The sequence below is a fragment of the Nocardioides sp. zg-1228 genome (assembly GCF_017086465.1).
Lineage (GTDB): Bacteria > Actinomycetota > Actinomycetes > Propionibacteriales > Nocardioidaceae > Nocardioides.
In genome coordinates, this window is sequence record NZ_CP070961.1 from 640,822 (window position 1) to 661,569 (window position 20,748).

Genomic DNA, 20,748 nt, shown 5'->3' on the forward strand with positions numbered 1-20,748 from the left:
CTGGGTCGGATCTCCTCCGGGAGCCCGGCCTCCGCGGCGGGGTAGCTCAGGTGGTTAGAGCACACGGCTCATAATCGTGGTGTCGCGGGTTCGAGTCCCGCCCCCGCTACCACCAGTGTCCAGCAGCTCCGCACCGCACCACCCGCAACCCAAGGATCTCCCATGGCCAGCAAGTCTTCTGACGTTCGCCCCAAGATCACGCTCGCGTGCACCGAGTGCAAGGAGCGCAACTACATCACGAAGAAGAACCGTCGCAACGACCCCGACCGCATCGAGCTGAAGAAGTTCTGCCCGCGCTGCCGGCAGCACACCGCTCACCGCGAGACCCGCTGAGGCCGTTCGCCGACGACCGTCCTTCGTCGCACCCCGACCCGTCCGAGCACTCGGACGGGTCGCTGTGCGTCCGGGCCCGGTCGCCGCGCCGGCAGGGTGTCCTAGGCTCGGGCCATGCCTGTCGACCCCTCGCTGGTGGGGCGCGAGTTCCCCGCGCCGGCGCCCCTGACCGTGACCTCCGAGAGGGTCGGCGCGTTCGCCGCCGCAGTCGGCCACCCGGGCGGGGCCGGTGAGCAGGTGCCGCCCACGTTCCCGATCGTGCTCGCCTTCGACGCCATGCAGGCCTTCCTCGACGCCGAGCGCATCGACCTGCACCGCATCGTCCACGGCGAGCAGCGCTTCGCCTACGTACGCCCCCTCGCGGTCGGCGACGAGCTCAGCGCGACGCTGAGGGTGACCGGGCTGCGCCAGATCGGCGGCGCCGACATCATCGCCACCGCCAGCGAGATCACCGACGCCACCGGCGCGGTCGTGTGCACCGGCAAGGCCACCCTCGTCCACTCCGCCGGCGCGGAGGCGGCGCAGTGACCGCCCGGCTGGAGGCCGGCGCCTCCCTCGAGCCCCGGACCTACACGATCACCCGGGCCGACCTCGTCGCCTACGCCGACGCCAGCGGCGACCACAACCCGATCCACCAGGACGAGGCGGTCGCGCGCAGCGTCGGCCTGCCCGGCGTGATCGCCCACGGGATGTACACCCTGGCCCTCGTCGGGCGGGCGGTCGCGGAGTGGACCGACGGCGCCGAGGTCGTCGACCTCGGCGCGAAGTTCACCAGCCCGGTCGTCGTCCCCGCTGAGGGCGGGGCCGAGGTCGTGGTGGGCGGCACCGTGAAGTCGGTGGCCGACGGCCTCGTCACCCTCGCGCTCGAGGTGACCTGCGAGGGCACCAAGGTGCTCGGCATGCCCAAGGCCGTGGTGCGCGGGGCCGGCGCCGGTGACTGACCTGCGCGACCACACCACCCTGCGGCTGGGCGGCCCCGCCCGGGAGTGGGTGCGTGCCGCCACCGAGGCCGAGCTCGTCGCGGCCGTGGCCGACGCCGACGCCGCCGGCACCCCGGTGCTGCTGCTGGCGGGCGGGTCCAACCTCGTCGTGGCCGACGCCGGCTTCGACGGGCGGGTCGTGCAGGTCGCCACGACCGGGGTCACGGCCGACACCGACACCTGCGACGTCGACGCGCTCGCCCAGTGCGGCGGCGTCGTGCTCACCGTGGCGGCCGGTGAGGACTGGGACGCGCTCGTGGGCCATGCCGTCGCGCAGGGGTGGGCGGGCGTCGAGGCCCTCTCCGGGATCCCCGGCGCGGTCGGCTCCACGCCGATCCAGAACGTCGGCGCCTACGGCCAGGACGTCTCCCAGACCATCTCCCGGGTCCGCACCTGGGACCGCGTCGACCGCACCCAGCGCACCTTCGCCGCCGCCGACTGCGGCTTCGGCTACCGCCACAGCCGGTTCAAGGCCGAGCCGGGGCGCTACGTCGTCCTCGAGGTGACCTTCCAGCTGCGCCAGGGCGAGCTGTCCGAGCCGATCGGCTACGCCGAGCTCGCCCGCACCCTCGGCGTCCAGCAGGGGGAGCGGGCCGCCCTGGCGGCCGTGCGCGACGCCGTGCTGGCGCTGCGCGGCGGCAAGGGGATGGTGCTCGACCCGGCCGACCGCGACACCTGGAGCGCGGGGTCGTTCTTCACCAACCCGGTCCTGGCCCCCGAGCAGGCCGCCGCCCTGCCGGCCGACGCCCCCCGGTGGGAGCAGCCCGATGGGACCGTCAAGTCGAGCGCCGCGTGGCTGATCGAGCACGCCGGCTTCACCAAGGGCTACACCAGCGCGGCGGCGGGGGAGCGCGTACGACTGTCGACCAAGCACACCCTCGCCCTCACCAACCGCGGCGGCGCCACGACCGAGGAGCTGCTCATCCTGGCCCGCGAGGTGCGCGACGGGGTGCGCGAGCGGTTCGGCATCACCCTGGTCAACGAACCCGTGACGGTCGGCTGCTCCCTCTGACCCGCACCCGGGGCCGCGGGTCTCCTCACGCCAGCCAGGCCGCGATGTCGCGGCGCGCGGCGGCCACCACGTCGGACGGCGCCCGCGAGGCCTCGAATGACATCTCCGCCAGCCGCGCCAGCGTCGCGTCGTCGAGCTCGTGCGCGGCCCGCATGGTGGCGTACTGCCCGGCGAGCCGGGAGCCGAACAGGAGCGGGTCGTCGGCACCGAGGGCGACCGTCGCGCCCGCCGCCAGCAGCTGGGGCAGGGGCACCGACGTCAGGTCGGAGTAGACCCCCAGCGACACGTTGGAGACCGGGCACACCTCCAGCGCCACCCCCGACTCGACCACCCGGTCGAGCAGCGCCGGGTCCTCGACGGTGCGCACGCCGTGGCCGAGCCGCTGGGCGCCCAGGCTGTCGAGGCACATACGCACGTGGGCCGGCCCGCGCAGCTCGCCGCCGTGCGGAACGAGCAGGAGCCCGGCGCGCTCGGCGATGCGGAAGGCGCCCTCGAACTCCTCGGTGCGCCCGCGGCGCTCGTCGTTGGACAGCCCGAAGCCGACCACGCCCCGCCCGGCGTACTGCGCGGCCAGCCGGGCCAGGGTGCGGGCGTCGAGCGGGTGCCGGGTGCGGTTGGCGGCGATGACCACGGCCATGCCCAGCCCGGTGCGCTCGGCGGCGTCGCGCACGCAGTCGAGGACGAGCTCGGTGAACGCGGTGATGCCACCGAACCGCGCGGCGTAGCCGCTGGGGTCGACCTGGATCTCCAGCCAGCGGCCCCCGTCGCGCACGTCGTCCTCGGCGGCCTCGCGCACCAGGCGGCGCACGTCGTCGGGCGTGCGCAGCACCGAGCGCGCCACGTCGTAGAGGCGCTGGAACCGGAACCAGCCCTTCTCGTCCGCCGCGCTCAGCTGCGGTGGCCAGTCCTCCACCAGCGAGTCGGGGAGCACGATCTGGTCGCGCTCGGCGAGCTCGAGCAGCGTGGCGTGCCGCATCGAGCCGGTGAAGTGGAGGTGCAGGTGGGCCTTGGGCAGCTGCGAGACGTCGCGCCGGGTCTCCCTACGCCCCGCCCCCGCAGCACCCGCCATCCCAGCATCGTAGGCGGACCCGGTGCCCGCTCCGCGCCCGGTGCGGCGCCTCGGTTCGACTGGGACTGGGCCCGCCCCGTATGCTTCCGGACTGGTGGTTTCGCCACATGCTTCGGCATGCCCCCAGCGATGGGGACGAGACCACCGGAGGGCACTAGCTCAACTGGCAGAGCATCGGTCTCCAAAACCGAAGGTTGGGGGTTCAAGTCCCTCGTGCCCTGCGAGGAACACTGCACAGCAACAACGAGAAGGTGGAGAACGTGGCCGACGGCAACGCGGTTCAGGACCGGCGCGACTCGCGCGGCGACGACCGTGGGCGCACCAGCCCCGTCACGTTCCTGCGCCAGGTGGTGGCCGAGCTCCGCAAGGTGGTCTGGCCCACCCAGCAGCAGCTCGTCACCTACTTCTTCGTGGTGCTGGTCTTCGTCATCGTGGTGATGGCGCTCGTGACCGTCCTCGACCTGGCTTTCGGAAAGCTGGTCTTCGAGGTCTTCACGGGCAACAGCGCCCAGTGACGAGGTAGGCAGTGACCACCGCTCGCAATCCCGCCGGGTGATCCCGGCCCCCGGTCCCGACCGGGGCCAGCAACGACCTACGGAGTGAGACGTGTCTGAGAACAATGACGTGGACCAGGTCGACGACCAGGTCGAGTCCGTCGACGAGGCGACCCCGGAGGACGCCGTCACGGACTCCGTCGCGGACACCGAGACCGGCGAGGTGAGCGACCAGGTGAGCGACCAGGTGAACGACGACGTGGCCGCCGAGGCCGCCGCCGAGGCGACCGACGCCGACGAGACCGACGAGACCGAGGCGGAGCCCGCCGAGGAGTCCGCCGAGGAGTCCGCCGAGGAGTCCGCCGACGACCCGCTCGAGGCGTTCCGCCGTGAGCTGTGGGCCAAGCCCGGCGACTGGTTCGTGGTGCACACCTACTCCGGCATGGAGAAGCGGGTCAAGCACAACCTCGAGAACCGCATCATCTCCCTCAACATGGAGGACTACATCCACGAGATCGTGGTCCCCACCGAGGAGGTCGCGGAGATCAAGAACGGCCAGCGCAAGATGGTCACCCGCACCGTGCTCCCCGGCTACGTCCTGGTCCGCATGGACCTCACCGACGAGTCCTGGTCGGCCGTGCGTCACACGCCGTCGGTCACCGGCTTCGTGGGCCACAGCCACCAGCCCGTGCCGCTGAGCATGAGCGAGGTCGAGGACATGCTCGCGCCGGCCGTCGTGGCCGTCGCCGAGGCCGAGGCCGCCGCGGCGGGCGAGAAGGGCGCGTCCACCACCCCGCGCAAGCCGGTCGAGGTGGCCGACTTCGACGTCTCCGACTCCGTGATGGTCGTCGACGGTCCGTTCGCCACGCTCCACGCGACGATCACCGAGATCAACGCCGAGTCGCAGCGCGTGAAGGCGCTCGTCGAGATCTTCGGCCGCGAGACCCCGGTCGAGCTCTCGTTCTCGCAGATCCAGAAGGTCTGACGATTTCGTCGGTCCGCCGTGCGGGCCCGACACTGAAGTAGCGACAACCCGTGGCAGGGGGCATCGGCCCTCGTCAGGACCACAAGAGAGAAAGAAGAAGGCAATGCCTCCCAAGAAGAAGATCGCCGCACTGGTCAAGGTGCAGCTGCAGGCCGGCTCGGCCACCCCGGCTCCGCCGGTCGGTACGGCGCTCGGCCCGCACGGCGTCAACATCATGGACTTCTGCAAGGCCTACAACGCCCAGACCGAGTCCATGCGCGGCAACGTGATCCCCGTCGAGATCACCATCTACGAGGACCGCTCGTTCGACTTCATCACCAAGACCCCGCCGGCCGCCGAGCTCATCAAGAAGGCCGCCGGCCTCTCGAAGGGCTCCGGCGTCCCGCACAAGGACAAGGTCGGCAAGCTCACCAAGGACCAGGTCCGTGAGATCGCCGCGACCAAGCTGCCCGACCTCAACGCCAACGACATCGACGCGGCCATGAAGATCGTCGAGGGCACCGCGCGCTCGATGGGCGTCACGACCGACTGATCGAGGTCGCGGGCAGCACTCCAGCTCCGACCGTGGGAGAGCCGCGCTGGCTCGCCTAAACCACATCCTTCGCACCACAGAAACGAGAAGACCATGCAGCGCAGCAAGACCTACCGCGCGGCCGCAGAGACGTTCGACAAGGACGAGCTCTACGCGCCGCTGGCCGCCATCAAGATCGCCAAGGGCGGCTCCAAGAAGAAGTTCGACGAGACGATCGACGTCGTCATGCGCCTGGGCGTCGACCCGCGCAAGGCCGACCAGATGGTCCGCGGCACCGTCAACCTCCCGCACGGCACCGGCAAGACCGCCCGCGTCCTCGTGTTCGCCAACGCCGACAAGGCCGAGGCCGCCCGTGAGGCCGGCGCCGAGTTCGTCGGTGGCGACGAGCTGATCGAGAAGGTCGCCGGCGGCTGGCTCGACTTCGACGCCGTGGTCGCCACCCCCGACATGATGGGCAAGGTCGGCCGCCTCGGTCGCGTGCTCGGCCCCCGCTCGCTCATGCCCAACCCGAAGACCGGCACGGTGACCCCCGACGTCGCCAAGGCCGTCACGGACATCAAGGGCGGCAAGATCGAGTTCCGCGTCGACCGCCACTCCAACCTGCACTTCATCATCGGCAAGGCCTCCTTCTCCGAGGTCGCGCTCGCGGAGAACTACGCGCCGCGCTCGAGGAGGTGCTGCGTCTCAAGCCGGCCAGCTCCAAGGGCCGCTACATCAAGAAGATCACCGTCTCCACCACGATGGGTCCCGGCATCCAGGTCGACCCCAACCGCGTCAAGAACGTCGCGTCCGAGGACGAGGCCGCCCAGGCCTGACCCCGGTCCGACAGCCCGGCCCGGTCACCCCTCACGGGGTGACCGGGCCGTGCTGCGTCTTCGGCCGTGTCTTCGGCCGTGTCTTCGGCCGTGTCTCGGTGCTGGGGCGGGATGTTCGTTTGCCCGTGCGACCCTTGGGTAGAAGCCCCACGGCACCCGCCACCGGATCATCGTCCAACCCCGTCCCAGGAGACACACATGCGCGTCACGCCCCTTGCCCGCCGACTCGGCTCCGCCGCCCTGGTCCTGACCCTGGGGACCGGGCTCGCCGCGTGCAGCGACGACGCGGGCTCCTCCGACTCCCCGAGCTCGGCGACCGACGAGAGCACCGACGAGAGAGAGCACGGATGAGAGCACCGACGAGAGCACGGACGAGGGTGCCGGCGAGGCGTCCCTCACCGAGCTGTCGGCCGAGGAGTTCTACCCGTCGGTGATGGAGGCGATGCGCGAGGCCGAGACGTTCACCTTCGAGACCACCTCGGGGACCGCCGGCCAGACGCAGACCATGGCCGGCGAGGCCCGCTTCGGCGACGACGGCATGGAGATGAAGGCGTCGAGCACGGGCGCGCAGGCGATGGAGATGATCCTCATCGGCAAGGCGATGTACATGAAGTCGAAGGATCTCGGCACCGGCGACAAGTGGCTCAAGATCGACCTGAGCGACCCCAACTCGCTGTTCGGCATGCTCGGCAAGGCCACCGACCCCGAGGTGATGTTCAAGTCGATGGAGGCGCCGAAGAAGCTGGAGCTCATCGGCACCGAGGACGTCGACGGCGTCGAGGCCAACCACTACCGCATCACCCTCGACCCCACCCAGTACCTCGAGGCGATGGAGTTCCCGCCCGCGATGGCCGACATGCTCCCCGACGAGCTGGTGACCGAGATGTGGGTCGACGCCGACAACCTGCCGCGCAAGTTCAACCAGACGATCGAGATCCCGGCCGTCGGTGGCGGCAAGCCGACGACCTCGACCAGCGAGGGCACCTACGCCGACTTCGGCACCGACGTGGAGATCGAGGAGCCCCCGTCGAGCGAGGTCACCGAGCAGCCCGGAGTGTGAGTCCGGCGACGGGCGGGTCCGCCCGGGATCAGTCCCGGAAGACCCGCTCGTCGATCAGCTGCTCCTTGACCTCGGTGCCCTCGGGCTCGTAGCGGCCCTGGTCGAAGCGGGTGCGGAACTGCAGCACGGCCCCGTCGCGGCCGAACCGGTTCTTCTCCACCGTCAGCACGGCGTACTCGCGGAACCGATCGGCGTTGCCGAGGTCGTAGGTCAGGTGGTGGCGCGCGACGATGTCGAACTTGTTGTTGAGCACCAGCACGACGTCCGCCTCGTAGGCCAGGGCGCTCGACCCGCGCAGGTCGTTGGCGCGCATCCGCCTGCCGGAGCGCAGCGCGTTCTTCTCGGCCGCCGAGATGGCCAGCACCGGGGCGGAGATGTCGATGGCGAGGTCCTTGAGGCCCTCGACCACCTCGGTCGTGCTGTTCTCCTCGTCGGCGTGGCCGGACAGCACCTTCTGCAGGTAGTCCACGACGACGAGCGGGGTGGTGCCCGACAGCTCGCGCACCGCCTCGATGGCGGCCTGGATCGCGTCGAGGTCGGTGCGGGTGCCGGTGGAGCGGTGCACGAAGAGCAGCTCGGAGTAGTGCGCCACCCGCGCCAGCGCCTCGACGCCCGACGGCACCGACTCGAGGCGGTGCTCGAGCGAGCTCACCCACAGGTCGTCGAAGATCGAGCGAATGCTGTTGACCCGCACCTGGTCGGAGTCGTCGAGCTCGCCCGCCTCCATCGCGAGGAGCTTCTGCGTCAGGTCCTCGGCGTCGTGCTCGAAGGAGAAGTAGAGGACCGGTCGGCCGCTCGCGGCGGTGTTGCGGGCGATCTGGAGGGCGAAGGTGGACTTGCCGAGACCCTGCGGGCCGGCGAGCAGCACCAGTGAGCCGGCGCGCATCCCGCCGCCGATCAGGGGGTCGAGACCGCCGAAGCCGGTCTTCCAGAGGCGGCCGGCCGCGTTGCGCCCGGTGAGCATGCGTTCGTCGCTCCGGGCCAGTGAGGCCCCGACGGTCATGAGCTGGTGGTCCACGCGGCAATGGAAGCAGTGTTGGCGCCCCCTCGTGGGAGGATTGGGCGCTTTGGCTCCGGCTGCCCGCCGATTTGTCGCCCCCGTGCCCGGCGCGTACTGTGGCACTCGAAACCAGAGACCGCAGGTTGTCATGGGCTCCTCGCCCACGACTGAAGGTCCGCAGCAGCGGGCGGCCGGCGCAGGTGACAGAGCAGCGGCAGTCATGCCGCCCACGCCCTGAGCCTGTGCTCAGGGCGTTCGTCGTCTGTGGGACCGACGCCGGTGGTCAACCCCGGAAGGAGACCCATGGCGCGGCCAGAAAAGACTGCCGCCGTCGCAGAGATCGTTGAGTCCTTCAACGACTCCGCCGGCGCTGTGCTGACCGAGTACCGCGGGCTCACCGTGAAGCAGCTGCAGGACCTGCGGCGAGCCCTCGGCGAGAACGCCAACTACGCCGTGGTCAAGAACACGCTGGCCAAGATCGCCGCCACCGAGGTGGGCATCGACGGCTTCGACGACCTGCTGACCGGCCCCACCGCCATCGCCTTCATCAATGGAGACGTGGTCGAGGCCGCCAAGGGTCTGCGTGACTTTGCCAAGGCAAACCCCGCCCTCGTCATCAAGGGCGGAGTCCTCGACGGCAAGCCCCTCGACGCCTCCGAGATCGCCAAGCTGGCCGACCTCGAGTCGCGTGAGGTGCTGATGGGCAAGCTGGCGGGCGCGATGCTCGCCTCGCTGTCCCAGGCCGTCTACCTGCTCAACGCGCCGATCGCCCAGGCCGCCCGTCTCGCGGGTGCGCTGCAGGCCAAGGCCGAGCAGGACCCCTCGATCCTCGCAGGTGGTGCCGGCACGCCGGCTGCTCCCGCTGCCGAGGACGCTCCGGCCCAGGAGGCCCCCTCGTCCGAGGGTGCCGCCGACGCCGAGGCGAGCGACGAGTCGGCCGACGCGGCCGCCGAGTCCACCGACGCCTGACCAGGCCGACGTACACCACCTGAAACCCCGGAACGGCCGCACACCGCGACCGCACCACAGACGAAAGGTTTGCCATCATGGCGAAGCTCAGCACCGACGAGCTCCTTGACGCCTTCAAGGAGATGACCCTGATCGAGCTCTCCGAGTTCGTGAAGCAGTTCGAGGACACCTTCGGCGTGACCGCCGCCGCCCCCGTCGCCGTGGCCCCCGCCCCGGCCGCCGGTGGCGCTGCCGGTGGCGACGCCGCCGCCGAGGAGAAGACCGACTTCGAGGTCGTCCTCGAGGCCGCCGGCGACAAGAAGATCAACGTCATCAAGGAGGTGCGCGCCCTGACCTCCCTCGGTCTGAAGGAGGCCAAGGACCTCGTCGAGGCCGCCCCCAAGACGATCCTCGAGAACGTCGACAAGGCCGCCGCGGACAAGGCCAAGGAGGCCCTCGAGGCCGCCGGCGCCACCGTCACCGTCAAGTGACGATCCGCGTCTGACACCTCGCTGCTCCGCAGCAACCGTCGAAGGGCGGTCACCCCGGGTCCGGGGTGGCCGCCCTTCGTCATCCCCCGCAGGCGTCCTCCTCCACGACCAGGTCCACGACCGGTCCGCCTCGCCGCTCCCGGTCCCATCCGAACGGACCGGATCGGCGCGTTCTGCTTGACCACGGGCCCTCCGGCGTTCATAGTCATGGCCAACGCGTGGCATGACCCGATGGGAAATCGTCCCCGCGTTTGTGGCATGCCCACAGTTGCGCTATCGTGTGTTGTTGCGCCTGCCCTCAGATGCCCGACGCCTTCCGGACGGCCGTCGTGGTGGTCGGCAAGCGCCGATCACTTGCTCATCTGTGAGGACACCTCTTGGCCGCGCGCAGCTCTGCTGGTAACCACCGTCGCACCTCTTTCGCAAAGATCACCGAACCTCTCGAGGTTCCCCCCCTCATCTCGCTCCAGACGAGCAGCTTCGACTGGCTGGTCGGCGGCGAGCGCTGGGAGGCGGAGGTGGCCGCCCGTCGGGCTGCCGGTGAGGACGTCTCCGAGAAGACCGGTCTGCAGGAGATCTTCGAGGAGATCTCCCCGATCGAGGACTTCTCCGAGACGATGATGCTCTCCTTCGACAATCCCGTCTTCCTCGACGAGAAGTACACCGAGGAGGAGTGCAAGGAGAAGGACTTCACCTACTCCCGCCCGCTCTACGTCTCGGCCGAGTTCATGAACCACGAGACCGGCGAGATCAAGGGCCAGACGGTCTTCATGGGCGACTTCCCCATGATGACCCGCAAGGGCACCTTCATCATCAACGGCACCGAGCGCGTCGTGGTCTCGCAGCTGGTCCGCTCGCCGGGCGTCTACTTCGAGTCCAGCCCCGACAAGACGTCCGACAAGGACATCTTCACCGCCAAGCTCATCCCGAGCCGCGGTGCCTGGCTGGAGTTCGAGATCGACAAGCGCGACCTGGTCGGCGTCCGCCTCGACCGCAAGCGCAAGCAGAACGTCACCGTGCTGCTCAAGGCCCTCGGCTGGACCACCGAGCAGATCCGCGAGGAGTTCGGCCAGTACGAGTCGATGATGCTGACGCTCGAGAAGGACAGCGTCCGCTACGAGACCGTCTACGACGAGCTGCAGAAGAAGGCGCGGGGCGAGGCCCCCACCGCCGAGCAGGTCAACGACGAGGTCACCCGCCTCGCGCTGCTCGACATCTACCGCAAGCTCCGCCCGGGCGAGCCGCCGACGGCCGAGGCCGCGCAGACGCTGCTCAACAACTACTACTTCAACCCCAAGCGCTACGACCTGGCGAAGGTCGGGCGCTACAAGATCAACAAGAAGCTCGGCCTCCAGGAGGCGTTCGACCAGCAGACGCTGACCATCGACGACGTCGTGGCCGCCATCCGCTACGTCGTGCAGCTGCACGACGCGGGTGTCCAGGCCGAGGCGCCCGACCTGCTCGACGCCGCCGGCAACGTCGTCGAGGGCCCCGACGGTGCCCCCGTCAAGGTCCAGGCCGACGACATCGACCACTTCGGCAACCGCCGCATGCGCACCGTGGGCGAGCTCATCCAGAACCAGCTCCGCACGGGCCTGGCCCGCATGGAGCGCGTGGTCCGCGAGCGGATGACGACCCAGGACGTCGAGGCCATCACGCCGCAGTCCCTGATCAACATTCGTCCCGTGGTCGCTGCGCTGAAGGAGTTCTTCGGCACCTCGCAGCTCTCGCAGTTCATGGACCAGACCAACCCGATCGCCGGCCTGACGCACAAGCGTCGCCTCTCGGCCCTCGGTCCCGGTGGTCTGTCCCGTGACCGCGCCGGCATGGAGGTCCGTGACGTCCACCCGTCGCACTACGGCCGCATGTGCCCGATCGAGACCCCGGAAGGCCCCAACATCGGCCTGATCGGGTCACTGGCCTCCTACGGCCGGATCAACCCGTTCGGCTTCGTCGAGACCCCCTACCGCCGCGTGGTGAAGGGTGTCGTCACCGACGAGATCGACTACCTGACGGCCGACGACGAGGACCGCTACGTCATCGCCCAGGCCAACGCCCCCCTCGACGCGAAGATGAAGTTCGTCGAGGAGCGCGTGCTGGTCCGCCAGAAGAACGGCGAGGTCGACGCCATCCTGGCCGAGGAGGTCGACTACATGGACGTCTCGCCGCGCCAGATGGTGTCGGTCGCGACGGCCCTGATCCCCTTCCTCGAGCACGACGACGCCAACCGCGCGCTCATGGGCGCCAACATGCAGCGCCAGGCCGTGCCGCTGATCACCAGCGACAGCCCGCTGGTCGGCACCGGCATGGAGTACCGCGCCGCCGTCGACGCCGGTGACGTGGTCGTCGCCGACAACGCCGGTGTGGTCAAGGAGGTGTCCGCCGACGCCATCGAGACGATGAACGACGACGGCACCTACCAGACCTACCGTCTGGCCAAGTTCCGTCGCTCCAACCAGGGCACCTGCATCAACCAGCGTCCGCTGGTCAAGGCCGGTGACCGCCTCGAGGTCGGCACGCCGATCGCCGACGGTCCCTGCACCGACGACGCCGAGATGGCGCTGGGCACCAACCTGCTCGTCGCCTTCATGCCGTGGCAGGGCCACAACTACGAGGACGCGATCATCCTCAGCCAGCGCCTGGTGCAGGAGGACGTCCTCACCTCGATCCACATCGAGGAGCACGAGGTCGACGCCCGCGACACCAAGCTCGGGCCCGAGGAGATCACGCGCGACATCCCCAACGTCTCCGAGGAGGGCCTGGCCGACCTCGACGAGCGGGGCATCATCCGCATCGGCGCCGAGGTCACCACCGGTGACATCCTGGTCGGCAAGGTCACGCCCAAGGGCGAGACCGAGCTCACCCCCGAGGAGCGCCTGCTCCGCGCGATCTTCGGCGAGAAGGCGCGCGAGGTGCGCGACACCTCGATGAAGGTGCCCCACGGCGAGTCCGGCACGGTCATCGGCGTGCGCGTCTTCGACCGCGAGGACGGCGACGACCTGCCTCCGGGCGTCAACCAGCTGGTGCGCGTCTACGTCGCGCAGAAGCGCAAGATCTCGGTCGGCGACAAGCTCGCCGGGCGCCACGGCAACAAGGGCGTCATCGCCAAGATCCTGCCGATCGAGGACATGCCGTTCATGGAGGACGGCACGCCGGTCGACGTCGTGCTCAACCCGCTGGGTGTGCCGCGACGCATGAACATCGGCCAGATCCTCGAGCTGCACCTGGGCTGGCTGGCCAAGCAGGGCTGGGACCTCAACCTCTCCGGCGAGAAGGGTGAGTCCGACTGGAAGAAGCGCCTCATCTCGATCGGCGCCGACCAGGCCGCGCCCAACACCAAGGTCGCGACCCCGGTGTTCGACGGTGCCCGTGAGGACGAGATCACCGGTCTGCTCGGCTCCACGCTCCCCAACCGCGACGGTGAGCGGATGGTCAAGGAGGACGGCAAGGCCAACCTCTTCGACGGTCGCTCGGGTGAGCCGTTCCCGGCGCCGGTGGCGGTCGGCTACATGTACATCCTCAAGCTGCACCACCTCGTCGACGACAAGATCCACGCTCGCTCGACCGGCCCCTACTCGATGATCACGCAGCAGCCCCTGGGCGGTAAGGCCCAGTTCGGCGGCCAGCGGTTCGGCGAGATGGAGGTCTGGGCGATGGAGGCCTACGGCGCCGCCTACGCCCTGCAGGAGCTGCTGACGATCAAGTCCGACGACGTGCCGGGCCGCGTGAAGGTCTACGAGGCCATCGTGAAGGGCGAGAACATCCCCGACTCCGGCATCCCCGAGTCGTTCAAGGTGCTCGTCAAGGAGATGCAGTCGCTCTGCCTCAACGTGGAGGTGCTGTCGCAGGACGGCTCCACCATCGAGATGAAGGACGCCGAGGAAGACGTCTTCCGGGCTGCCGAGGAGCTCGGCATCGACCTGTCCCGCCGCGAGCCCAGCTCCGTCGAAGAAGTCTGAGTCACCGGTGCGCCGGCCCCGGCCGGCGCACCGCCCTCAGTCCCACGCTCCACTTTCCACGTACTAACGAAGGACTGCAGCCATCGTGCTCGACGTTAACTTCTTCGACCAGCTTCAGATCGGCCTGGCCACCGCGGACGACATCCGCACGTGGAGCCACGGTGAGGTCAAGAAGCCGGAGACCATCAACTACCGCACGCTCAAGCCCGAGCGTGACGGCCTCTTCTGCGAGAAGATCTTCGGTCCCACCCGGGACTGGGAGTGCTACTGCGGCAAGTACAAGCGCGTGCGCTTCAAGGGCATCATCTGCGAGCGCTGCGGCGTCGAGGTGACCCGTTCCAAGGTGCGCCGCGAGCGGATGGGCCACATCGAGCTCGCCGCTCCCGTGACCCACATCTGGTACTTCAAGGGCGTCCCCTCGCGCTTGGGCTACCTGCTGGACCTGGCGCCGAAGGACCTCGAGAAGGTCATCTACTTCGCCGCCTACATGATCACCTCGGTCGACGAGGACGCCCGTCACCGCGACATGGACTCCCTCGAGAACAAGGTGGGCCTGGAGCGCGAGCGCCTCGAGAAGCGTCGCGACGCCTCCGTGGAGGACCGCGCCAAGAAGCTCGAGGAGGACCTCGCCACCCTCGAGGCCGAGGGTGCCAAGGCCGACGCCAAGCGCAAGGTGCGCGACGGTGCCGACCGCGAGATGAACCAGCTCCGCGACCGCGCCAACCGTGAGATCGCGCGCCTCGAGGAGGTCTGGGACACCTTCAAGAGCCTCAAGGTCCAGGACCTGCTCGGCGACGAGCTGCTCTACCGCGAGATGAAGACCTGGTTCGGCAAGTACTTCGAGGGCCACATGGGCGCCACGGCGATCCAGAAGCGCCTCCAGGACTTCGACATCGAGGCCGAGGTGGAGTCGCTGCGCGACACCATCGCCAACGGCAAGGGCCAGCGCAAGGTCCGCGCCCTCAAGCGGCTCAAGGTCGTCGACGCCTTCCGCAAGACCGGCAACCAGCCCATCGGCATGGTGCTCGACGCCGTCCCGGTGATCCCGCCGGACCTGCGCCCGATGGTCCAGCTCGACGGTGGCCGCTTCGCCACCTCCGACCTCAACGACCTCTACCGCCGCGTCATCAACCGCAACAACCGCCTCAAGCGGCTGCTCGACCTCGGTGCCCCCGAGATCATCGTCAACAACGAGAAGCGGATGCTGCAGGAGGCCGTCGACAGCCTCTTCGACAACGGTCGTCGCGGTCGTCCGGTCACCGGACCGGGCAACCGGCCGCTGAAGTCGCTGTCCGACATGCTCAAGGGCAAGCAGGGTCGCTTCCGCCAGAACCTGCTCGGCAAGCGCGTCGACTACTCCGGTCGTTCGGTCATCGTCTCGGGCCCGCAGCTCAAGCTCCACCAGTGCGGCCTGCCCAAGCAGATGGCGCTCGAGCTCTTCAAGCCGTTCGTGATGAAGCGCCTCGTCGACCTCTCGCACGCGCAGAACATCAAGTCGGCCAAGCGCATGGTCGAGCGCGCCCGCCCGGTCGTGTGGGACGTCCTCGAAGAGGTCATCACCGAGCACCCCGTGCTGCTCAACCGTGCGCCCACCCTGCACCGCCTCGGCATCCAGGCCTTCGAGCCGCAGCTGATCGAGGGCAAGGCCATCCAGATCCACCCGCTCGTGTGCGGCGCGTTCAACGCCGACTTCGACGGTGACCAGATGGCCGTGCACCTCCCGCTGTCCGCGGAGGCGCAGGCCGAGGCCCGCATCCTGATGCTCTCGACCAACAACATCCTCAAGCCCTCGGACGGCCGTCCGGTGACCATGCCCTCGCAGGACATGATCATCGGCCTGTTCTGGCTGACCACGGACCGCGAGGGCGAGCCCGGCGAGGGTCGCGTCTTCTCGTCGCCGGCCGAGGCGATCATGGCCTTCGACCGCCGTGAGATCTCGCTGCAGAGCAAGATCAGCATCCGCCTCACCGACGTGGTGCCCCCGCTCGACCTCGAGGTCGGCTCGGACTGGGAGGAGCGCACCGCGCTCCGGCTCGAGACCACCCTGGGCCGGGTCTACTTCAACGACACCCTCCCGGCGGACTACCCCTTCGTCAACGAGGAGGTCGGCAAGAAGCGCCTCGGCTCGATCGTCAACGACCTCGCCGAGCGCTACACCAAGGTGCAGGTCGCGGCCTCGCTCGACGCCCTCAAGGACGCCGGCTTCCACTGGGCCACGCGCTCGGGTGTGACCGTCTCGATCGACGACGTCACCACGCCCGACAACAAGGCCGAGATCCTGGGCCGCTACGAGGCGCAGGCCGAGAAGGTCCAGAAGAACTACGAGCGCGGTGTGATGACCGACGACGAGCGTCGTCAGGAGCTCATCGAGCTGTGGACCCAGGCTGCGGCCGAGGTCGGTCGCGCGATGGAGGCCAACTTCGACCGCGCCAACCCGATCTACATGATGGTCGACTCGGGTGCCTCCGGAAACATGAACCAGATCCGGCAGGTCGCGGCCATGCGTGGACTGGTGGCCAACCCGAAGGGCGAGATCATCCCGCGCCCGATCAAGGCCAACTTCCGCGAGGGCCTGACGGTGCTCGAGTACTTCATCGCCACCCACGGTGCCCGCAAGGGCCTCGCCGACACCGCGCTCCGCACCGCCGACTCGGGCTACCTGACCCGTCGTCTGGTGGACGTCTCGCAGGACGTCATCATCCGTGAGGACGACTGCGGCACCGAGCGCGGCCTGCCCAAGCGGATCGACGACGAGCACGTGGAGACCTCGGCCTACGCCCGGTCCGCGGCCGTCGAGATCACCCACCCGGAGACGGGCGAGGTGCTCGCCGCCGCCGGTGAGGACCTCGGCGACGTCAAGATCGGCGAGCTCGTGGCCGCCGGCATCACCGAGGTCAAGGTCCGCTCCGTGCTGACCTGCGACGCCCGCACCGGCACCTGTGCCAAGTGCTACGGCCGCTCGCTGGCCACCGGCAAGCTCGTCGACATCGGCGAGGCGGTCGGCATCATCGCCGCCCAGTCGATCGGTGAGCCCGGCACGCAGCTGACGATGCGTACCTTCCACACCGGTGGTGTGGCCTCGGCCGACGACATCACGCAGGGTCTGCCCCGTGTGGTCGAGCTCTTCGAGGCCCGCTCGCCCAAGGGTCGTACGCCGATCGCGGAGTCCGCGGGACGCGTGAAGATCGAGGAGACCGACAAGGCCCGCGTCGTCGTGGTCACCCCCGACGACGGCTCCGAGGTCCAGGAGATCCCGGTGTCGAAGCGCTCGCGCCTCAACGTCGAGGACGGCGACCACATCGACGTGGGTCACCACATCACCTCCGGTACGCCCGACCCGCAGGACGTCCTGCGCATCCTGGGTGTCCGCAAGGCCCAGGAGCACCTGGTCGACGAGGTCCAGGAGGTCTACCGCTCGCAGGGCGTGGCGATCCACGACAAGCACATCGAGATCATCGTGCGGCAGATGCTGCGGCGCGTGACGGTCATCGAGTCCGGTGACACCAACCTGCTCCCGTCCGACCTGGTCGACCGGGTTCGGTTCGAGGAGGAGAACCGGCGCGTGGTCTCCGAGGGCGGCAAGCCGGCCTCGGGTCGTCCGGTGCTCATGGGCATCACCAAGGCCTCGCTCGCGACCGAGTCGTGGCTCTCGGCGGCCTCCTTCCAGGAGACCACCCGGGTGCTCACCGACGCCGCGATCAACGGCCGCTCCGACAGCCTGCGAGGGCTGAAGGAGAACGTGATCATCGGCAAGCTCATCCCGGCCGGCACCGGCCTCGAGCGCTACCGCAACATCCGGGTGGAGCCGACCGAGGAGGCCCGCGCCGCGGCCTACTCGGTCACCGGCTACGACTCCTACGACTACGACTTCGGTCCGTCGTCGCAGGCCGTCGCACTCGACGACTTCGACTTCGGTTCCTACCAGAACTGAGGCGGTCGACGCAGGCCCCGGCTCCTCACGGAGCCGGGGCCTGCGCCCATTTCTGCCCCGCTCGGTGCGCCTGAGAGAATCCCGTCGTGACACCCCCCTCCTCCCGCCCCACCTCGGCCGACGTGCTCGTCGTCGGCGCCGGCCCCGCCGGGTCCGCCGCCGCTGCGTGGGCCGCCCGTGCCGGGCTCGACGTCGTGCTGGCCGACGCCGCCACCTTCCCCCGCGACAAGACCTGCGGTGACGGACTGACTCCTCGTGCCATCGGGGAGATGCAGCGGCTCGGGCTCGAGGACTGGCTGCGCGCCCACACCGTCAACCAGGGCCTGCGCGCCCACGGCTTCGGCCAGACGCTGCTGCTGCCGTGGCCGGGCGGCTCGCTGCCCGACTGGGGCTCTGCGGTCGCGCGCACCGAGCTCGACGACCACCTGCGCACCGTCGCGATCAAGAGCGGCGCCCGCGCCGTCGACGGCGCCCGCGCGGTCGGCGTACGCCGCGAGGGCGACCGGGTCGCTGCCGTGGAGCTCCGCGACGCCGAGGGCACCTACGAGGTCGCCTGCCAGTGGCTCGTGGTCGCCGACGGCGTCCGCTCGCCGCTCGGCAAGCTGCTGGGCCGCGAGTGGCACCGCGACACCGTCTACGCCGTCGCCGGCCGCGCCTACGTCGACTCCGAGCTCTCCGACGACCCGTGGATCAGCTCCCACCTCGAGCTGCGCGACGAGGAGGGCGCGCTGGTCTCGGGCTACGGGTGGATCTTCCCGCTGGGCGACGGCACGGTGAACCTCGGCGCCGGCACCCTGGCGACGAGCAGGCGTCCCGCCGAGGTGGCCATCAAGCCGCTGATGCAGACCTACGCCGACACGATCGGCGCCGACTTCGGGCTCTCGGGCGAGCTCCGGATGCCGACGTCGGCGCTGCTGCCGATGGGCGGCGCGGTCAGCAACGTCGCCGGGCCCAACTGGGCGCTGATCGGTGACGCCGCGGCGTGCGTCAACCCGCTCAACGGCGAGGGCATCGACTACGGCATGGAGACGGGCCGTCTCGTCGCCGAGCACCTCGCCAGCGGCACCGGGCTCGGTGAGGCCTGGCGATCGACCCTCGTCGAGCACTACGGCGAGGCGTTCTCGATCGCCCGCCGCCTCGCCGGGATCGCGACCCAGCCGAAGGTCGTCTCCACCCTCGGCCCGGCCGGGATGCGCTCGGACTGGCTGATGACGCTCGCGCTGCGCTGGATGGGCAACCTCGTCGACGACGCCGACCGCGACCGCGCGGCCCGGGTCTGGCGCTGGGCCGGTCGTCGCTCGATGGCGCGCGACGCGCGACCGCCGTTCGCGTGAGCCGCGAGCGCACCTACCGGGCCGCCGTCGCGCTCGGGAGGGTGGGGATGCGCGCCCTGCGGATGCAGGTGACCGGGTTCGGGGCGGAGCACGTGCCCCGCCGCGGGCCGGTGCTGCTGGCTGCCACCCACGTGTCCTACCCCGACTTCGTGTTCGTCCAGGAGGGGGTCCACTCGTCGGGGCGCCACGTCCGGTTCATGACCCGCCACGACGTGTGGCAGGTGCCGGGGGTGGGGCGGGCGATGAGCGCCATGCGGCACATCCCCGTCGACCGCGCCGCGCCTGCCGGGGCGTACCTCACGGCGCGCAGGCTGCTCCGCGAGGGCGAGGCGGTCTGCGCGTTCCCCGAGGCGGGGATCAGCTACTCCTACACGGTCCGCTCGCTGATGCGGGGGGTGGCCAGCCTGGCCCGGGAGACCGGCGTGCCCGTGGTGCCGGTCGCGCTGTGGGGCGCGCAGCGCGTCTACTCCGTGGGGGTGCCGGACGAGCGCGGCCGCGAGCCGCGTCCCGACCTCACCCGCGGCCGCCGCATCGACGTGTCCTTCGGTCCGCCGTTGACGATCGGCCCCGACGAGGACCTCACCGAGTGGACCTGCCGGCTGGGGGAGGTGCTCACCGAGCAGCTCGAGGAGCTGCAGCGGCTGCCCCACCACCGTCCGCGCCCGGGCGAGCACGCGCCGTGGTACCCCGCCCACCTCGGCGGTCACGCCCCGACGCGGGACGAGGCGGCCCACCTCGACATCGTGCCGCGCGCGGCGATCAGGCCGACGTGGGGGCCGACTCACGAGACCGGCGACGCGACCCCAGCCAGCCGAGCGGGTTGGTGACCGGCTCGAGCACCCGCCGCACGGGCGGCAGGGCGAGCAGGAGCGCGAGCCCCACCGCGCCGATCACCGTCACGACGAGCCCGGTCACCGGGTAGGAGTCGGTGACCTCCGGCCAGCCGAGGGCCTTGACGGTCTTGATGACGAAGCCGTGGAACAGGTAGACCACCATGGTCGCGGTGCCCATCGTGGTGAGCCAGCCGAGGTTGCGACGCGGCACCAGCGCCATCGCCGAGAAGGCGCCGACCAGGCCGACCACCATCACGGTGAGCCGGGTCTGGAACACGATCTCGTTGTCGATCGGGATCTCCGCGTAGCCGGTGTCGTACCAGAGCAGCGCCGTCTCGGCCCAGGAGTCGGTGTAGAGGGCCATCACGCCGATCCCGACCAGCATCGGGACGGCGGCCACCCGCACCCAGACGTCGTCGAGGTGCGCGAGGTGGCGCGGCTTGAGGTGCAGGCCGAGCACGAAGAACGGCAACAAGCCCAGGAAGCGGGGGATCATCAACGAGTCGTCGTTCCAGAGCCCGCCCAGCAGGCTGACGATCACCGACAGCGGCAGGAACAACCAGTGCCGCTTGAGGATCGGGGTGCACAGCCGCCACATCAGCAGCACGATGAGGTACCACATCGTCCAGTGGGGGATGAGCCACAGCGGCCCCTCGACGCCCTCGTCGGCGACCTCGCGGCGGTAGTAGAACAGCGCCGGCTCGAACAGGAGGTAGGGGATGAGGAGGGTGTGGACGAGGCTCTTCAACCTGCGCCGGTCCCACTCGAACGACTTCGAGAGGTAGCCGCTGATGAACACGAAGGCCGGGATGTGCCACAGGTAGATGAAGTCGTAGACCCAGTGGCTGCCCGCGCTCGCCTCGACGAGTCCGATCGAGTGCCCGACGACGACGAGCGTGACCAGCACCATCTTCACGTTGTCGAGCCACGGATCGCGAGACGGGTGGGACACGGCGCACACCGTACTTCACT

The 20,748-nt window shown here is 69.8% G+C and carries 18 protein-coding genes, 2 tRNA genes and 1 pseudogene; 18 read left to right on the forward strand and 3 right to left on the reverse strand.

Features of this window, described 5'->3' with window-relative positions; all coding sequences use genetic code 11:
* Positions 1-35: 35 nt before the first annotated feature.
* The 5 genes from JX575_RS03070 (at position 36) to JX575_RS03090 (ending at position 2,325) form a co-directional block, all read left to right on the forward strand.
* Positions 36-112, forward strand: a tRNA-Met gene (locus tag JX575_RS03070).
* Positions 113-162: 50 nt separating this feature from the next.
* Entirely contained in the window at positions 163-333 is a 171-nt protein-coding gene (rpmG, locus tag JX575_RS03075) for a 50S ribosomal protein L33 (protein ID WP_186340208.1), read from the forward strand.
* 114 nt (positions 334-447) lie between these two features.
* Positions 448-861 (forward strand): MaoC family dehydratase N-terminal domain-containing protein, encoded by a 414-nt coding sequence (locus JX575_RS03080; RefSeq protein WP_186340209.1) that lies wholly within the window; start codon positions 448-450, stop codon positions 859-861.
* Positions 858-1,274, forward strand: coding sequence for a MaoC/PaaZ C-terminal domain-containing protein (locus JX575_RS03085; protein WP_241005312.1), 417 nt, complete (start codon positions 858-860; stop codon positions 1,272-1,274). The genes JX575_RS03080 and JX575_RS03085 overlap by 4 nt, the downstream gene beginning before the upstream one ends.
* The gene (locus JX575_RS03090) at positions 1,267-2,325 is read left to right on the forward strand and encodes a UDP-N-acetylmuramate dehydrogenase (RefSeq protein ID WP_186340210.1); all 1,059 of its coding nucleotides are present in this window, start codon (positions 1,267-1,269) and stop codon (positions 2,323-2,325) included. Before JX575_RS03085 ends, JX575_RS03090 begins: the two co-directional genes overlap by 8 nt.
* Before the next feature lie 25 nt (positions 2,326-2,350).
* Here the strand turns inward: JX575_RS03090 and JX575_RS03095 are convergent, their stop codons facing one another.
* A complete protein-coding gene (locus tag JX575_RS03095) occupies positions 2,351-3,394 on the reverse strand; it encodes an adenosine deaminase (protein WP_186340211.1) in 1,044 nt (347 codons plus the stop codon).
* A gap of 148 nt (positions 3,395-3,542) precedes the next feature.
* Here JX575_RS03095 and JX575_RS03100 point away from each other — a divergent pair.
* From JX575_RS03100 to JX575_RS03130, 7 genes and pseudogenes are all read left to right on the forward strand, one after another.
* A tRNA-Trp gene (locus JX575_RS03100) sits at positions 3,543-3,615 on the forward strand.
* 39 nt (positions 3,616-3,654) lie between these two features.
* Positions 3,655-3,909, forward strand: coding sequence for a preprotein translocase subunit SecE (gene secE, locus JX575_RS03105; protein ID WP_186340212.1), 255 nt, complete (start codon positions 3,655-3,657; stop codon positions 3,907-3,909).
* Positions 3,910-4,147: 238 nt separating this feature from the next.
* Positions 4,148-4,873 (forward strand): transcription termination/antitermination protein NusG, encoded by a 726-nt coding sequence (gene nusG, locus JX575_RS03110; RefSeq protein ID WP_241005419.1) that lies wholly within the window; start codon positions 4,148-4,150, stop codon positions 4,871-4,873.
* 103 nt (positions 4,874-4,976) lie between these two features.
* Positions 4,977-5,405, forward strand: a complete 429-nt coding sequence (rplK, locus tag JX575_RS03115; RefSeq protein ID WP_186340213.1) for a 50S ribosomal protein L11 — start codon at positions 4,977-4,979, stop codon at positions 5,403-5,405.
* 93 nt (positions 5,406-5,498) lie between these two features.
* Positions 5,499-6,220, forward strand: a pseudogene (rplA, locus tag JX575_RS03120) (50S ribosomal protein L1).
* 198 nt (positions 6,221-6,418) lie between these two features.
* Positions 6,419-6,571, forward strand: coding sequence for a hypothetical protein (locus JX575_RS03125; protein WP_206054498.1), 153 nt, complete (start codon positions 6,419-6,421; stop codon positions 6,569-6,571).
* A gap of 82 nt (positions 6,572-6,653) precedes the next feature.
* The gene (locus JX575_RS03130; protein ID WP_206054499.1) at positions 6,654-7,280 is read left to right on the forward strand and encodes a hypothetical protein; all 627 of its coding nucleotides are present in this window, start codon (positions 6,654-6,656) and stop codon (positions 7,278-7,280) included.
* 28 nt (positions 7,281-7,308) lie between these two features.
* Here JX575_RS03130 and JX575_RS03135 read toward each other — a convergent pair whose 3' ends face one another.
* On the reverse strand, positions 7,309-8,298 hold the full coding sequence (locus JX575_RS03135) for a DnaB-like helicase C-terminal domain-containing protein (RefSeq protein ID WP_186340216.1): 990 nt from the start codon (positions 8,296-8,298) through the stop codon (positions 7,309-7,311).
* Between the two features lie 285 nt (positions 8,299-8,583).
* Here JX575_RS03135 and rplJ point away from each other — a divergent pair, with 285 nt between their 5' ends.
* The 6 genes from rplJ to JX575_RS03165 all read left to right on the forward strand — a co-directional run bounded on the left by rplJ (position 8,584) and on the right by JX575_RS03165 (position 19,770).
* Positions 8,584-9,249, forward strand: coding sequence for a 50S ribosomal protein L10 (gene rplJ / locus JX575_RS03140; protein WP_186340217.1), 666 nt, complete (start codon positions 8,584-8,586; stop codon positions 9,247-9,249).
* Positions 9,250-9,326: 77 nt separating this feature from the next.
* Positions 9,327-9,719, forward strand: coding sequence for a 50S ribosomal protein L7/L12 (gene rplL / locus JX575_RS03145; protein WP_186340218.1), 393 nt, complete (start codon positions 9,327-9,329; stop codon positions 9,717-9,719).
* Between the two features lie 377 nt (positions 9,720-10,096).
* Positions 10,097-13,678, forward strand: a complete 3,582-nt coding sequence (locus JX575_RS03150; RefSeq protein WP_186340219.1) for a DNA-directed RNA polymerase subunit beta — start codon at positions 10,097-10,099, stop codon at positions 13,676-13,678.
* Positions 13,679-13,763: 85 nt separating this feature from the next.
* A complete protein-coding gene (locus JX575_RS03155) occupies positions 13,764-17,609 on the forward strand; it encodes a DNA-directed RNA polymerase subunit beta' (protein WP_186340220.1) in 3,846 nt (1,281 codons plus the stop codon).
* Positions 17,610-17,695: 86 nt separating this feature from the next.
* Positions 17,696-18,943, forward strand: a complete 1,248-nt coding sequence (locus tag JX575_RS03160; RefSeq protein WP_186340221.1) for a geranylgeranyl reductase family protein — start codon at positions 17,696-17,698, stop codon at positions 18,941-18,943.
* Positions 18,940-19,770, forward strand: a complete 831-nt coding sequence (locus JX575_RS03165) for a lysophospholipid acyltransferase family protein (RefSeq protein ID WP_186340222.1) — start codon at positions 18,940-18,942, stop codon at positions 19,768-19,770. Before JX575_RS03160 ends, JX575_RS03165 begins: the two co-directional genes overlap by 4 nt.
* Here JX575_RS03165 and JX575_RS03170 read toward each other — a convergent pair.
* A complete protein-coding gene (locus JX575_RS03170; protein WP_186340223.1) occupies positions 19,703-20,728 on the reverse strand; it encodes an acyltransferase family protein in 1,026 nt (341 codons plus the stop codon). The two genes, JX575_RS03165 and JX575_RS03170, sit on opposite strands and share 68 nt — an antisense overlap.
* Positions 20,729-20,748: the final 20 nt, after the last annotated feature.